Here is a 14,010-nt window from a genome sequence, read left to right as displayed (position 1 = left end):
CTTGGGGCAAGTATAACGGTTCTTGGCGGGCAGGTAATGCAACCAGCGTTGATCTGCGGTAATTTCCCTGCCAGAGAGCAGGGTAGAGGAATGCGTAGTGGCTCAGGAGCAGTTCAGTACACAGACCGTAGTAATCGGCGCCGGCGTAGTAGGACTTGCCATTGCGCGTGCGCTGGCCCGTTCGGGGAGAGAGGTGCTGGTGCTGGAAGCCGGTGCCGCCATTGGTGAAGGCATATCCTCCCGCAACAGCGAAGTCATTCATGCCGGTATCTACTACCCGGAGTATTCCCTCAAGGCTCGATTGTGCGTGGAAGGCCGGCAACAGCTTTATGAATACTGTGTCAGCCATAAGGTTGTGCATCGAAAATGCGGGAAGTGGATCATCGCCAGTGACGCCGCGCAGGCCGAACGTCTTGTTGGCATTCAGGCGCAGGCGGGCCGAAATGGTGTACCGCTGGTGTTATATGAAGGTGCCGCGATGGCGTGCCAAGTGCCCTCGATCCGGGCGACTGCCGGGCTCTGGTCTTCGCAAACCGGGATCGTAGACAGTCATGGCCTGATGCTGGCGCTGCAGGGTGATCTGGAAGACGCCGGTGGCCAGATTGCGTTGAACAGTCCGGTGGTGTTTGCCGAATCCGGTCCTGAGGGGCATGTTCTGAAGGTGGGTGAGGCCGGAGATCTGACCCTGAAGGCTCGGGAAGTGATTAACGCCGCTGGACTTGGTGCCCCGGCACTTGCGGGGCTGTGGTCGGGGTTGCCAGAGCGTGCGCGGCCGGAACAATGGTTGGCCCGTGGTGTGTATTTCAGCTTCAGTGGCCGCCATCCATTCAATACTCTGATCTATCCCATACCCGAACCCGGTGGGCTCGGCATTCATCTGACTCTCGATCTGGCTGGCCAGGCCAGGTTTGGGCCGGATGTGGAATGGATTGACGAAGAAAGCTATCGGGTCGATCCGCAGCGTGTTCGTGGATTTGCCGACAGTATCCGGCGCTGGTGGCCGTCCCTGGACGAGGCCCGTCTGCAGCCGGCTTATGCGGGCATTCGCCCTAAACTGGCGGGCCCGGATGGCGGCTTTGCCGATTTCCGCATCGATGGCCCTGAGAAACATGGTATTGACGGCCTGGTCAATCTGTTCGGGATTGAGTCGCCGGGACTCACCTCGTGTCTGGCCATCGCCGGACACGTACTGACAGAACTCGCCAATTGATCAGCCGGGTGTACGCGCCAGTGCCCAGACCTGGATTTCCTTCGCTCCCGCTCTGGTGAGCACCGAGGCCAGCTCGCGAACGGTGGCTCCGGTAGTGACCACGTCATCAACAATGGCGACGTTTGCCGGCACCGGTCCGGTAACCTCAAACAGCCCCTGAAGATTGGCCAGTCGGCTTGTCCGGTCCAGTTTCCGTTGTGCGTGAACCCGTCGCGTTCGTCGCACCAGACGGGCGTTGACAGGCAGGTCCAGTCGCCTTCCCACCGCCTCGGCAATATCCTGGGCCTGATTGAAGCCCCGTTGCCAGCGCCGGGTCCAGTGCATGGGGGCGGGGATCAGAACCTGCGGCCGGCCCTCGGCTGCCAGATGATGCTCAATGTAGTCGGTAAAACCCGCCAGTAATGGTCGCGCGAATTTGTGCTGGCCGTGGTATTTGTAGCGACCGATCATGCCATCAACCGGAAACTGGTAACGCCAGGGGATCAGCGAGCGGCTATAACGCGGTGGTGAAGCCAGGCATTCGCCGCAATGTCCATCCGGGGTTGGAAAGGGCAAGGGCAGCGCGCAGGTCAGACAGCACCAGCGGTTGGCGGGCAGGTCGTTCCGGCAGTCCTGGCAAAGGCCATCCTGGGCAGCGCCTGCGAGGCAGATGACGCAGCGTCCGGCGCGTCTTGAGCTGTTAACCTTAACCTTTGTCGAGGTTGACAGCGAGATCAGTCCGTTTATCATCGCGGTTTATCCGTAAACCAAAAATCCCGGAAAGGTTAACAGGACTCTCACATGACTGCCACCGCTACCCGTCACGACTGGACGCTTCAGGAAGCTCGCGAGCTTTTCAATCTTCCGTTCAATGATCTTCTGTTTCGCGCCCAGAGCATCCACCGGGAGCACTTTGACCCGAATGAGGTTCAGGTGAGCACGCTGCTCTCGATCAAGACCGGTGCCTGCCCTGAAGACTGCAAGTATTGCCCGCAGAGTGGTCATTACAACACCGGGCTTGAAAAGGAGAAGCTGCTGGAAATCGAGAAGGTGGTGGCTGAGGCCCGCGTTGCCAGAGAAAAAGGGGCATCCCGGTTCTGCATGGGTGCCGCCTGGCGTAGCCCGTCAAAGAAAGACATGCCCTACGTTCTGGATATGGTCCGCCAGGTGAAATCCCTGGGCCTGGAAACCTGTATGACACTGGGCATGCTCAAAGAAGAGGAAGCCCGGGAGTTGGCAGACGCTGGCCTGGATTACTACAACCACAACCTGGATACCTCCGAGAAATACTATAACCACATCATCACGACCCGTACCTACCAGGACCGCCTGGATACGCTCGACAATGTGCGCAAGGCCGGTATGAAGGTTTGTTGTGGCGGCATCATGGGTATGGGTGAGGATGAGGATGACCGAGTCGGTCTGCTGGTTCAGCTTGCCAATTTACCCCAGCACCCGGAGAGCGTGCCGGTGAACATGCTGGTGAAGGTGAAGGGGACGCCGCTGGAAGATGTGGAAGATCTGGACCCATTTGATTTCATTCGCATTATCGCCGTCGCCCGAATCATGATGCCGGCTTCCCATGTACGCTTGTCCGCGGGCCGTGAGCAGATGAATGAGCAGATGCAGGCACTCTGTTTCATGGCGGGAGCCAACTCCATTTTCTACGGTGAGAAACTGCTGACCACCTCGAACCCGGAGGCGGATGCGGACATGCAGTTGTTCCGCAAGCTGGGCATCCGGCCGGAGCAGCGGGAGCAGTGCGCGACCGAGGAGCAGGAGGAAGAGGCCATTGCCGAGGCGGTGGAATACGAGGCCACGCGGCACATGTTTTACGACGCGACCCGCGAGTCTGCGTGATTCCGCATGCGTGACTTCGCCCAAGAGATAGAGCAACGAAAGCAGGCCGGGTTGTACAGAACCCGCCGCCTGATTGCCGGCCCCCAGCAGCCGACGCTGACGGCGGATGGCCGGTCGTTGTTGTCGTTCTGCAGTAACGACTATCTGGGCCTGGCCAGTCATGGCGAAAACATGCGGGCGCTGGAGCAGGCGCTGCCGGAGGTGGGCCTGGGCGGAGCGGCTTCGCATCTGGTTTGCGGCCACCACGAGGCCCATCATCGCCTTGAGCAGAGGTTGGCAGCGTTCACCCGGAGGAGTTCGGCGCTGTTTTTTTCCACCGGGTACATGGCAAACATGGGTGTTATTGCTGCACTGGCGGGCCGTGGCGATACCATTTTCTCGGATCGACTGAATCACGCTTCGATCATTGACGGCTGCATTCTCAGCCGTGCTCGCGTGCGCCGCTATGCCCACGGTGATGTGGCCGCGTTGGAAGCCATGCTCTCAGCAACCTCCGGCCACAAACTGGTGGTTACCGATGGCGTGTTCAGCATGGATGGAGACATTGCGCCACTCACGGAACTGGCTCGCGTCTGTAAGGCTCACGATGCGCTTCTGGTGGTGGACGATGCCCATGGCATTGGTGTTCTCGGGCCACAGGGCCGGGGGAGCGTGCTGGAAGCCGGGTTGTGCCAGGAGGATGTGCCGGTGTTGATCGGTACTCTGGGCAAGGGCGTGGGAACCTCCGGGGCATTTGTCGCTGGCTCTGACGTGTTGATTGACTACCTCGTACAGAAGGCCCGGACCTATATCTACACCACCGCCATGCCGCCGGCACTGGCCGCGGCAACCTGCGCCAGCCTGGATGCTGTTGAGAGCGGCGATGAGCGACGCGTTCAGCTTGACGCGTTGATTCAGCGATTCAGGGCAGGTGCTCAGGATCTGGGTTATGAGCTGATGTCATCCCGAACGCCCATTCAGCCCATCATGATTGGAGATAACTGGATCGCGTTGGCGCTCAGCCGCGCACTGGAGGATGAGGGGCTGCTGGTAACGGCGATACGGCCGCCCACGGTGCCGGAGGGCGAGGCCCGCTTGCGGGTTACGCTCAGCGCCGCCCACACGGAAGCGGATGTTGACCGGTTGCTGCGGGCCCTGGCGAAGAGCCGTTCCATCCTGTGTGAGGCCGTGGCCCGGGAGCCAGTGCTATGACCATCTATACCCGAATAGAGCCAACGGCTCCTGTTGAGGGCGGAACCGGAACCAAGCAGTCCATTGCTCGCGGCTTCGGTGGCGCCAGTGCCACCTACGACAGTGCCTCCCGCCTACAGAAAATCATGGGCGATGCCATGCTCGCCGAGCTTGCAGACACGCCAGTGCCGGAATCGGTGCTTGATTTGGGCTGCGGAACCGGCTGGTTTAGCCGGAAGTTAGTGGCGCAATACCCCCATTCCGAGGTTACCGGTGCAGACCTTTCAGCGGGCATGCTGGCTGAGGCTGCCAATCAAAGCCCGGGAGCAATCTACTGGCTACACGCTGATGCCGAACAGATTCCGTTGGCGGATAACAGCGTTGACCTGATCTTCAGTAACCTGATGATTCAGTGGAGCGCCCGGCCGGAGCTGATCCTTCGGGAGTGCCGAAGAATTCTCAGGCCTGGCGGACGACTGGCCATATCGACGCTGTTGGACGGCACCTTGTCTGAACTGAAACAGGCCTGGGCCGAGGCCGATCCGGGACAGGCGCACGTAAACCGCTTTGTTCCGGAAACGCAGTGGCAGGCCCTCGTGGAGACGGTTCTGCCAAACGCAAAACAGGTTGCTGAAACCATATCACTGCCGTACCAGTCGCCCATGCACCTCAATCGTGAGTTGAAAGAACTCGGTGCGGTGTTTAGAGGCGAAGAGCGCCGGCGGACGGTGACGGCGCCGGGGCGCTTTCGGGCGATGTGTCGTGCCTATCCAACGCGAGCTGACAACGTCGTTGAGGCTGGGTACTGCGCGGCCTGGATATACTGGGTTAAACGATAGTATTGGATTTAATTGAGTCCGGACTACCCGTGAAAAATATCGGGCGAGGGCAGGGGTACTCTTTCCAGGACTGTTGAGGGCCATGGATGGCCCGAATCAAGCGCACATGGATGTGCTTGTAGCGTGTCCTGGAAAGAGTACCCCTGCCCTCGTCTTACGCTAATCGTAGGAACATTTCAGGCATGGCCAAACACACTTATTTCATTACAGGCACCGACACCGGCGTCGGCAAAACCATCGTCTCCGCAGCCATTCTCGAGGCGGCCAAATCCGCCGGCAAGCGAACCCTGGCCATGAAACCCATCGCTTCCGGCTGCGACCAGACCCCTGAGGGCCTGAGAAACGAAGACGCCCTGATGCTGCAGGCGGCCATCACCGAAAAACTACCCTACGACACCATCAACCCCATCGCCCTCAAGCCCGCCATCGCCCCCCACGTAGCTGCCCAGCAGGCCGGAAAACAGGTCACCGCCCAGCGAATCGTCGGGTTTTGTCGTGGCATGCAGATCCGCCCCGCCGATCTTCTGCTGATCGAAGGCGCCGGTGGCTGGCAAGTACCACTCAATGATCGGGAAACCTACGCAGCGGTGCCGGGAGAGTTGAAACTGCCGGTGATACTGGTTGTGCCGCTGCAACTGGGGTGTATCAATCATGCCATGCTCAGCGCCGAAGCGATTCGCGCCGACGGACTGGTTGTTGCAGGCTGGGTAGGTAACCATCCCGAAGAACAGGTGATGAGTTGCGAACAGGATACCCTGAACTACCTGTCCACCCACCTCGGCGCGCCTTGCCTCGGTGTGCTTCCCTGGTTGGAAAATACCGATACCGCCGAGATGCCGGCGATCCTGTCTCGGTATCTGAACATCACACCGCTGATTGAAAATTGACCAGAAATGTGAGTTAATCAGGTCAAAGGTTCGTCACAGGAATGGCTGCTCATGATTAACAACACACTTGCTATCGGGATTCAGGGTATCCAGGACGGCATGGTGGGCATGGAGAACGCGGCCCGGAAAATTGCCCGAGGTGGCGTTGACGGTCCTCAGGGCTCAGCGGAGGGCGCTGGAAATCTGGTGGAACCCATGATCGACCTGAAACTATACGAGCGCAGCGTCGAGGCCTCTGCTCAGGTCGTTAAAACCGCCGATGAAACGCTGGGTACCCTGCTGGATATTCGCGCCTGAGCCAGGTTTCTGTGAACGTATTCTCCTCAATCGCTCCCATCTTCTTCGGCTCTCCCACCGGTGCGTCCACGCCGGTCGCAGGCAGTGGCCGAACACCGGAGGCTTCCGGTGAAAAGCCTGCCACTGGCGATACTTCATCAACCTCAAAACCGGTTGAGCAGTCTTCCGAAGGACGAAAATCCGACCAGTCTTCCGAATCACGCTCCGACGCGCGCGAGAATCCGCAAGGCCTGACAGATGAAGAGCTGAAGCAGCTGACTGACCTCAAAGCCCGGGACAGGGAAGTGCGTGCTCACGAGGCGGCGCATCAGGCTGCTGGTGGGCAGTACGCGGGTGCTATGTCGTTTACCTACCAGCGAGGGCCGGATGGCGCCCAGTATGCGGTAGGCGGTGAAGTTCCCATTGATGTTTCGCCGGTGGCGGGGGATCCTCAGGCCACCATTGAAAAAATGCGTGTGGTGCGGGCTGCTGCCATGGCGCCTGCCCAGCCCTCCGGTCAGGATCGCGCTGTTGCCGCCCAAGCCATGCAGACCATGTTGCAGGCACAGTCGGAGCTGGCGGCAGGTGAGGGCGAATCCCGGACGGCCGAAGCCTCTGCCCGTGTTGAGGGAAGCCAGGGTGATGCTCGCAGTGCCCGTTCCCGCGAGGCGGAAGAGAGCTACCGCAATGTCTCTGCCATGGCTGGCGACTCCCGCTATTCCGAGTCTGTGACTTCCCTGTTCGCCTGATCGCTTCGTCTGGCCTTTCTCCTTGTCTTCCCGTTTTCTCCGGGCATTTCTGCCCTGAAAATTTACTGATCGAGCACAAAACCAACACAAATTTCAGTCAAGGCTATTGACAATTCTGTGCCCCAAAACGTATGTTTCAAACAAGTGTTTAATTAAGGCCGTGATGCGGTGCATCATGGTGTCTGAGCAAACCCGAGGCCAGAAGCTGTAAACCCGTTTCAGCTGAGACCCAGAACCGAGGTGGATTCCATGCCTGAATACAAAGCGCCCCTGCGTGACATTAAATTCGTAATGAACGAGCTGCTGAACAGCGAGCAGCACTACGCCAATCTGGAAGGTGCCGAAGATGCAACTCCGGATATGGTTGATGCCATTATCCAGGAAGGTGCGAAATTCTGTGAGCAGGTACTGTCTCCGCTGAACCAGGTGGGTGACCAGGAGGGCTGTACCTGGAGCGAAGACGGCGTGAAAACCCCGACCGGCTTCAAAGAAGCGTACCAGCAGTACGTTGAAGGTGGCTGGCCGTCCATGACTGCCGATCCCAACTACGGTGGCCAGGGCCTGCCGCATTCCATCGGCCTGGTTATCAGCGAAATGGTTGGCACCTCCAACTGGTCCTGGGGTATGTACCCGGGCCTGAGCCACGGTGCCACCAACACGATCGAAGCCCACGGCACGGAAGAGCAGAAGCAGACCTACCTGACCAAACTCATCAGCGGTGAGTGGACCGGTACCATGTGTCTGACCGAGCCGCATTGTGGTTCTGACCTGGGCACCCTGCGCACCAAGGCCGAGCCGAACGCTGACGGCAGCTACAGCATCACCGGTACCAAGATCTTCATCTCTGCCGGCGAGCACGACATGGCTGAGAACATCGTTCACATCGTACTGGCTCGTCTGCCGGGCGCTCCGGAAGGCACCAAGGGTATCTCCCTTTTTATCGTGCCCAAGCAGCTGCCGAACGAAGACGGTTCCGCCGGTGAGCGCAACGCGGTTTCCTGTGGCTCCCTGGAGCACAAGATGGGTATCCACGGTAACGCGACCTGTGTGATGAACTTCGACGGTGCCAAGGGCTGGCTGATCGGGCCGGAGAACAAAGGCCTGAACTGCATGTTCACCTTCATGAACACCGCTCGTATCGGTACCGCCATCCAGGGCCTGGGTTCTGCCGAGCTGGGCTTCCAGGGTTCCCTGGCCTATGCCAAAGAGCGTCTGGCTATGCGTTCCCTGAGCGGTCCGAAGAATCCGGACGGCATCGCTGACCCGATCATCGTGCACCCGGACGTACGCCGCATGCTGCTGACCCAGAAAGTTGTGGCTGAAGGCGCCCGCGCCCTGATCTACCTGGCTGGCCAGCAAGTGGACGTGGTTCACTCCGGCAAGACCGAGGAAGAGCGCAAGCACGCAGACGCGCTGCTGGGCTTCCTGACCCCGATCGCCAAGGCATTCCTGACCGAGATCGGTTACGAGTCTGCCAACCTGGGTATGCAGGTCTTCGGTGGCCACGGTTTCATCACCGAGTGGGGCATGGAACAGAACGTTCGTGATTCCCGCATCGGCATGATCTACGAGGGTACCACCGGTATCCAGGCACTAGATCTGCTGGGCCGTAAGGTTCTGATGACCCAGGGCGAAGCTCTGAAAGTGTTCACCAAGCAGGTTCACGTCTTCTGCAAAGAGAACGCCGACAACGAGCAGCTGAAAGAATTTATCGAGCCGCTGGCTGCGATCAACAAGGAGTGGGGCGATCTGACCATGAAGGTTGGTATGACCGCCATGAAGAACCGCGAGGAAGTCGGTGCCGCTGCTGTGGATTACCTGATGTACTCCGGTTACGCGGTATTCGCTTACCTGTGGGCCCGCATGGCCAAGGTAGCACTGGACAAGATGGCCGAAGGCACCTCTGAGGAGATGTTCTACAACGCCAAGGTTCAGTCTGCACGCTTCTACTTCAAGCGTCTGCTGCCGCGCACCCGGACCCACGCAGAAACCATGCTGGCCGGTGCAGACAGCCTGCTGGACATGCCGGAAGAAGCCTTCGCTATCTAAGGCGGGGTTGCTATCTGGTTGATGGCACAGAGAAAGCCCGTTCTCCCGCAGGAGGCGGGCTTTTTTCATGAGTTGCCGGCGTGTTTTGAGGTAGAATAGCGCGCCATAGAACAACAACCTTGTTTCGGACACATAGCCGAGCGGGTGGGCTCCGACCTCCAACAGAAGAGGCATCAACACCGCCCCCCAAGTGACTGACTGAATTTCTGGAGAGTTTTACATGGCTGATTATCAGGCACCCCTTCGTGACATGCGTTTCGTTCTGAACGAAGTGTTTGACGCACCCTCCCTGTGGGCGTCACTGCCAAAGATTGCAGAAAACGTAGATCCCGACACCGCTGACGCCATCCTTGAAGAAGCGGGCAAGATCACCAGCGGCGTACTGGCTCCCCTGAACCGCGAAGCCGACGAACAGGGCTGTAAGTGGGACGAAGGCGAAGTTTCCACGCCGGAAGGGTTCAAAGAAGCCTACCAGACCATCGTGGAAGGTGGATGGAACGGTTTGGGCGGTAACCCGGACTTCGGTGGCATGGGTATGCCGAAGACGCTGGTGGCCCAGTTTGAAGAAATGATGCAGGGCGCCAACATGGCCTTTGGTCTGGCTCCGATGCTGACCGCCGGCGCCTGCCTGGCCCTGGATGCCCACGGCAACCAGGAGCTGAAAGAAAAGTATCTGCCAAACATGTACTCCGGCGTCTGGTCTGGCGCCATGGATCTGACCGAGCCCCACGCCGGAACCGATCTGGGTATTATCCGGACCAAAGCTGAGCCGAACGACGACGGCTCCTTCAACATCACCGGCACCAAGATCTTCATCACTTGGGGCGAGCACGACATGGCGGAGAACATTATCCACCTGGTGCTGGCTAAACTGCCGGACGCGCCGAAGGGCCCGAAGGGTATTTCCCTGTTCCTGGTGCCCAAGTTCATGGTGAACGACGACGGTTCCCTGGGCGAGCGTAACCAGTTCAGCTGTGGTTCCATCGAGAAGAAGATGGGTATCAAAGGCTCCGCCACCTGCGTGATGAACTTTGACGGTGCCAAAGGCTGGCTGGTTGGTGAAGAAAACAAAGGCCTGGCCGCCATGTTCACCATGATGAACTACGAGCGACTGGGTGTGGGCATCCAGGGCATTGGGGCCGCCGAAGCGTCCCTGCAGAGCGCCCGCGAATACGCCAACGAGCGTATCCAGAGCCGCGCGCCGACCGGTGCCCAGCAGCCTGAAAAAGCCGCTGACCCGATTCTGGTACACCCGGACGTGCGCCGCATGCTGATGACCATGAAGAGCTACGTAGAGGGTGGTCGTGCCTTCTCTACCTACGTCGCCCAGTGGCTGGATATCTCCAAGTATTCCGACAACGACGAACAGCGCAAACACGCCGAAGGCATGGTTGCCCTGCTGACCCCCGTCGCCAAAGCCTTCCTGACCGACCGCGGCCTGGAAACCACCATCATCGGCCAGCAGGTCTTCGGTGGCCACGGCTTCATCCGCGAGTGGGGCCAGGAGCAGCTGGTACGCGACTGCCGCATTACCCAGATCTACGAGGGTACCAACGGCATCCAGGCCATGGACCTGATGGGGCGTAAAGTGGTGGGCAGCCAAGGCAAGCTGTACGAACTGTTCGCTCAGGACGTTGCCGCCTTCATCGAAGCCAACAGCAGCGACGAAGCCCTGCGCCCCTACCTTGAGCCGCTGGCGGCCTCCCTGGAGCGCCTGTCAGACGTTACCGAGCACGTGCTGAACCAGGCGGCTAACAACCCGGAAGCCATTGGTGCCGCAGCCGTCGATTACCTCGATATGTTCGGCTACACCGCTCTGGCGTACATGTGGGCCAAAGTGGTCAAAGCTGCCGCTCCGAAAGCTGAGGGCGACACCTCTGGTTTCTATACCGGCAAGGTCAAGACCGCTCGCTTCTACTTCGACCGCCTGTTGCCAAAGACCGTGTCTCTGGCCGAAGGCATTCGCAGTGGCAGCGATGCCATGATGGCGCCGGCTGCTAACGAAATCTGATCAGATTTCTGAAGCAGAAATGAAAAAAGCAGGCCTCGATGGCCTGCTTTTTTATGGATGCTATTAACTCAGGTTTGGGCCAGGAGGCGGGGTAGAGCTTTCCGAAACCTTGTGGAGCCAGGGATGGCGGAACAGAGCGTACATGGAAGTATTTACAGCGTGTTTCGGAAAGCTCTACCCCGCCTCCTGGCTTGCGTCAGTCTATAGACGTTCTATCAGTCCCGGATTCACCACAAACGGATTCTCATTGCCCTGAATTTCGGCAATCCGCTTATGCCGGCTCAGCTCCCGGTCATCCGGGGGATCCAGTTTGCTCCAGCCCTTGAACACCGGTGTGGCCCCCAGCCAGGGCAGGCCATAAGTATCCACCATATAGGCCATGGTGCGGGCAACGTCGCCTTTAACCCGCTCTGGCGGTTCAAAGAACTGGGCGCTTTCACGAATCCCGCAATCATCGGCGCCCGTGGTCTCGCCAAGATTCTCATACCGGGCGTTACGCCGCCGCATTTCAACGCGGGTTCGTACCGGTACCATGTTGTGAAGATCAGACGTAATTTGCCTATAGCGATTGTCCTGGCGGCACTGGGAGGTTGTTCCACAGTCCAGGGCAGTGCGAATGTCGGCAAGTGGATAAACGTAGCCATCGGTCATGACAAAGCCCTTGCCAGTGAAGGGAGTATCACAGAAGAACGACGAGCCGCCGTCGGCATACAGGTTGCTCCAGAATTCATTATCAATGACCGTTTGAGGGTCGCTGAAACGGGTATTCTGGCCCACGACCATGCCGGCGGTAAGTGAGAAAGTCAGGGTGACGGAGAGTGCGATTATTTTTTTCATATGACCGTTATACCTCACAGCACGTGTCATACGCCGTGGCCAGCCAGACGACTGGTTGGTGGCAAAATGAACAGTTCGACGAAATTATGACGAACTGTTCAGTCTTTACTGTGAAGTATGGCACAGAGGCAGTGAGACAAAAGCCCCTGTTTACGGAGAGATGTGTTTATTTGTTAACCAGTTAACGCTTTATTTCAGTTTGTTACGGATGTTCTGGTATCCGGTTTTCAGATCCTCACCCAGCTTGCGAGCAGTTTCCCTCGCCTCATTGCTGGCATTCTCGGCATCATGGAAAATCTGATCCAGCTTTGACCGGAACCGATCCCAGTCCTGCTCCAGATCGTCCCATTCGTCTTTTACATCTTCCCTTGCAAGGTGCAACTGAACGCGCGCCTCGTCACGATATTGCTTGATCTTGTCGGACAGCTTGTTGAAATCGTCTTGCAGACTCATGGTATTTCTCCTTCCCTGATGAGTTGGGAGTTCTACAATGCGCCCGAACGTGAAAAAGTGTCAAGTCCCTGAGCGGGCCGGTGCTATCCCGCTTTGATTCAGATCAGCTGGCCCGCTTGCCGGCCAGAATAAGGGAGAGATCCCGCAGGTGATGCCAGGGGGAAAGATCATCGAAACCCTTGGCGGCCCGATCAATCAGACTACAAAGGTTGATTGCCTGGTGTAACTGGGCCAGTGAAAGTCTTCGAGCCGCTTGCTGGACGGCGGACGAGCGCTTTGGCTGGAAAACGCCGCGCTTTTTCAGAAAGCCCGCGGGGTTTTCTCCACCGGGCAAGGCGGTCTTAAGCTCAACAATCAGATGAAGGTCACGAACGAGCACAGTGAGTAGTCCAAGAGGGTTTTCGCCCTCCTGCTCCAGCACCCCGATCATGCGGCAGGCATGAACAGCCTTGCCGGATAGCAGTTCCGTGACCAGTTCAAAGCCGTTGAACCTGGCACTATCCTGTACGGCCTGCTCCACCGTCTCTTCATCGATGGTTTTGCCGTTGGTGAGCAGCGTCAGACGGTCCAGCTCCTGGCTGGCGGCCAGCAGGTTGCCCTCCAGGCGCTCTGCAAGAATACCGAGTGCTCCACGGGTCAGGCTGAGGCCTTTTGAGGTGGCCCGTTGCTGCAACCATCCGGGAAACTTGTCTCCCTCGACCGGCCAGAGCGGAACGTGCACGCCATGGCCCTGAAGTTCCTTGTACCATTTGCGTTTGGTTTCGGCGGCATCCAGTCTGGCGCTGATCAGCAGGAGAATGACGTCCTCTGGCGGGGATTGCAGTACCTGCTCCAGAACCCGGCGGCCATCCCCGAGTTTGCCGGTGGGCAGATGAATCTCAATGCGACGTTTTTCAGCGAACAGGGACAGGGCGTTGCATTCGTCAGCAACCGTGTTCCAGTCGAACTGATTGTCTGCGTGAAACGTGAGCCGGTCCAGATAGCCAGCTTCACGGGCGGCGGCGCGGATCTGGTCACAGCATTCCTGAACCAGCAGGGGTTCATCGCCGGAGATCAGGTAAACCGAAGCCAGGCCTTTCTTCAGAAGTTGCGGGAGTTGGCCGGGCTGGGTTTTCATGGTGATTCAGGCTCCTCACCATCGGCAGTGTGTTCCTGAACCAGGGCATCAATTCGTTGTCGGGACATAGGCGCCAGCCGGAAGATAACTTGTTGGGCAAGGCGATCGCCCAATTGTTGCCGCAATTCGTCTTCCTCGCGCTGTTTGGCGAGTACATTGGTCTCGTCGTAGCGGTAGGTTTCACTGGCGTTCAGGTCGGTGGTGGCAATCAGCGGGATCTGGTCCTTGGTCACCAGCTCCATGGCGACCGTGTGGCGCAGAATGTACTCAGCCGCCGCTGCCTGTGCGGTAATGGCTGAAGCCCGGCGGTCCTGGCGGTAGTCCGACAGGCGCAGCAGGTAGTCTGCCTGGCCCGGATTCCGTAGCTCGATGCCACCGAGCTCCAGCTGCTCACGCAGAGACTGGCAGAACTGTCCGGGCAGGGAGGACGGGCAGTCAATAGCCAGGGGTTGCAGGGCAGCCGGAACCGGGGAGCTGCCCCGTAACTGAAAGCCACAGCCGGTCAGGGTGAGCAGCGAGGCAAGCAGTGCCAGAAGACCCAGCTTTTTCAGTTCAGGGGCAGGGCAGGGCATC

Annotated in this window: 14 protein-coding genes; 9 read left to right on the top strand and 5 right to left on the bottom strand. The window is 58.7% G+C overall.

What is annotated here, in order from left to right:
* Positions 1 to 97 precede the first annotated feature (97 nt).
* Complete coding sequence (locus QPL98_RS04925; protein ID WP_303292820.1) at positions 98 to 1,210, top strand: NAD(P)/FAD-dependent oxidoreductase; 1,113 nt, start codon at positions 98 to 100, stop codon at positions 1,208 to 1,210.
* Here QPL98_RS04925 and QPL98_RS04920 read toward each other — a convergent pair whose 3' ends face one another.
* Positions 1,211 to 1,939 (bottom strand): ComF family protein, encoded by a 729-nt coding sequence (locus QPL98_RS04920; RefSeq protein ID WP_141067199.1) that lies wholly within the window; start codon positions 1,937 to 1,939, stop codon positions 1,211 to 1,213.
* Positions 1,940 to 1,990: 51 nt separating this feature from the next.
* Between QPL98_RS04920 and bioB the strand changes: the two genes are divergently transcribed.
* From bioB to QPL98_RS04880, 8 genes are all read left to right on the top strand, one after another.
* Entirely contained in the window at positions 1,991 to 3,049 is a 1,059-nt protein-coding gene (gene bioB / locus QPL98_RS04915; protein ID WP_014422142.1) for a biotin synthase BioB, read from the top strand.
* 6 nt (positions 3,050 to 3,055) lie between these two features.
* Positions 3,056 to 4,240: an 8-amino-7-oxononanoate synthase gene (gene bioF / locus QPL98_RS04910; protein WP_303292819.1), complete on the top strand. Its 1,185-nt coding sequence runs from the start codon at positions 3,056 to 3,058 to the stop codon at positions 4,238 to 4,240.
* A complete protein-coding gene (gene bioC, locus QPL98_RS04905) occupies positions 4,237 to 5,058 on the top strand; it encodes a malonyl-ACP O-methyltransferase BioC (RefSeq protein ID WP_303292818.1) in 822 nt (273 codons plus the stop codon). Before bioF ends, bioC begins: the two co-directional genes overlap by 4 nt.
* A gap of 182 nt (positions 5,059 to 5,240) precedes the next feature.
* Complete coding sequence (bioD, locus tag QPL98_RS04900) at positions 5,241 to 5,945, top strand: dethiobiotin synthase (RefSeq protein ID WP_273030369.1); 705 nt, start codon at positions 5,241 to 5,243, stop codon at positions 5,943 to 5,945.
* Between the two features lie 51 nt (positions 5,946 to 5,996).
* The gene (locus QPL98_RS04895) at positions 5,997 to 6,242 is read left to right on the top strand and encodes a flagellar basal body rod C-terminal domain-containing protein (RefSeq protein ID WP_011786197.1); all 246 of its coding nucleotides are present in this window, start codon (positions 5,997 to 5,999) and stop codon (positions 6,240 to 6,242) included.
* A gap of 11 nt (positions 6,243 to 6,253) precedes the next feature.
* A complete protein-coding gene (locus QPL98_RS04890; RefSeq protein ID WP_303292817.1) occupies positions 6,254 to 6,970 on the top strand; it encodes a putative metalloprotease CJM1_0395 family protein in 717 nt (238 codons plus the stop codon).
* Positions 6,971 to 7,219: 249 nt separating this feature from the next.
* Positions 7,220 to 9,019 carry an acyl-CoA dehydrogenase C-terminal domain-containing protein gene (locus QPL98_RS04885; protein ID WP_014422136.1) on the top strand — a complete coding sequence of 600 codons (1,800 nt, stop codon included), beginning with the start codon at positions 7,220 to 7,222 and terminating at the stop codon, positions 9,017 to 9,019.
* A gap of 220 nt (positions 9,020 to 9,239) precedes the next feature.
* Positions 9,240 to 11,030, top strand: coding sequence for an acyl-CoA dehydrogenase C-terminal domain-containing protein (locus QPL98_RS04880; protein ID WP_303292816.1), 1,791 nt, complete (start codon positions 9,240 to 9,242; stop codon positions 11,028 to 11,030).
* A 201-nt stretch (positions 11,031 to 11,231) separates the two neighbouring features.
* Here QPL98_RS04880 and QPL98_RS04875 read toward each other — a convergent pair whose 3' ends face one another.
* The 4 genes from QPL98_RS04875 to lptE form a co-directional block, all read right to left on the bottom strand.
* Positions 11,232 to 11,867: an endonuclease gene (locus QPL98_RS04875; RefSeq protein ID WP_022991403.1), complete on the bottom strand. Its 636-nt coding sequence runs from the start codon at positions 11,865 to 11,867 to the stop codon at positions 11,232 to 11,234.
* A 189-nt stretch (positions 11,868 to 12,056) separates the two neighbouring features.
* Entirely contained in the window at positions 12,057 to 12,320 is a 264-nt protein-coding gene (locus QPL98_RS04870; protein WP_014422133.1) for a hypothetical protein, read from the bottom strand.
* Between the two features lie 103 nt (positions 12,321 to 12,423).
* Entirely contained in the window at positions 12,424 to 13,437 is a 1,014-nt protein-coding gene (holA, locus tag QPL98_RS04865; protein ID WP_114434187.1) for a DNA polymerase III subunit delta, read from the bottom strand.
* Positions 13,434 to 14,009 carry an LPS assembly lipoprotein LptE gene (gene lptE, locus QPL98_RS04860; protein WP_114434188.1) on the bottom strand — a complete coding sequence of 192 codons (576 nt, stop codon included), beginning with the start codon at positions 14,007 to 14,009 and terminating at the stop codon, positions 13,434 to 13,436. Before lptE ends, holA begins: the two co-directional genes overlap by 4 nt.
* Position 14,010 lies beyond the last annotated feature (1 nt).

It is taken from the genome of Marinobacter sp. ST-43 (assembly GCF_030541085.1).
Taxonomy (GTDB): Bacteria; Pseudomonadota; Gammaproteobacteria; order Pseudomonadales; family Oleiphilaceae; genus Marinobacter; species Marinobacter nauticus.
Note: the sequence above shows the minus strand (reverse complement) of the source record. Positions and strands in the feature narration are given on the sequence as shown.

Bases quoted from the DNA above. Each gene is read 5' to 3' on its own strand.
- QPL98_RS04880 (WP_303292816.1), top strand. From the start codon at position 9,240: ATGGCTGATTATCAGGCACCCCTTCGTGACATGCGTTTCGTTCTGAAC.
- bioF (WP_303292819.1), top strand. From the start codon at position 3,056: ATGCGTGACTTCGCCCAAGAGATAGAGCAACGAAAGCAGGCCGGGTTG.
- QPL98_RS04895 (WP_011786197.1), top strand. From the start codon at position 5,997: ATGATTAACAACACACTTGCTATCGGGATTCAGGGTATCCAGGACGGC.
- QPL98_RS04870 (WP_014422133.1), bottom strand. From the start codon at position 12,320: ATGAGTCTGCAAGACGATTTCAACAAGCTGTCCGACAAGATCAAGCAA.
- QPL98_RS04875 (WP_022991403.1), bottom strand. From the start codon at position 11,867: ATGAAAAAAATAATCGCACTCTCCGTCACCCTGACTTTCTCACTTACC.
- bioD (WP_273030369.1), top strand. From the start codon at position 5,241: ATGGCCAAACACACTTATTTCATTACAGGCACCGACACCGGCGTCGGC.
- bioB (WP_014422142.1), top strand. From the start codon at position 1,991: ATGACTGCCACCGCTACCCGTCACGACTGGACGCTTCAGGAAGCTCGC.
- holA (WP_114434187.1), bottom strand. From the start codon at position 13,437: ATGAAAACCCAGCCCGGCCAACTCCCGCAACTTCTGAAGAAAGGCCTG.
- QPL98_RS04885 (WP_014422136.1), top strand. From the start codon at position 7,220: ATGCCTGAATACAAAGCGCCCCTGCGTGACATTAAATTCGTAATGAAC.
- bioC (WP_303292818.1), top strand. From the start codon at position 4,237: ATGACCATCTATACCCGAATAGAGCCAACGGCTCCTGTTGAGGGCGGA.
- QPL98_RS04920 (WP_141067199.1), bottom strand. From the start codon at position 1,939: ATGATAAACGGACTGATCTCGCTGTCAACCTCGACAAAGGTTAAGGTT.
- lptE (WP_114434188.1), bottom strand. From the start codon at position 14,009: ATGCCCTGCCCTGCCCCTGAACTGAAAAAGCTGGGTCTTCTGGCACTG.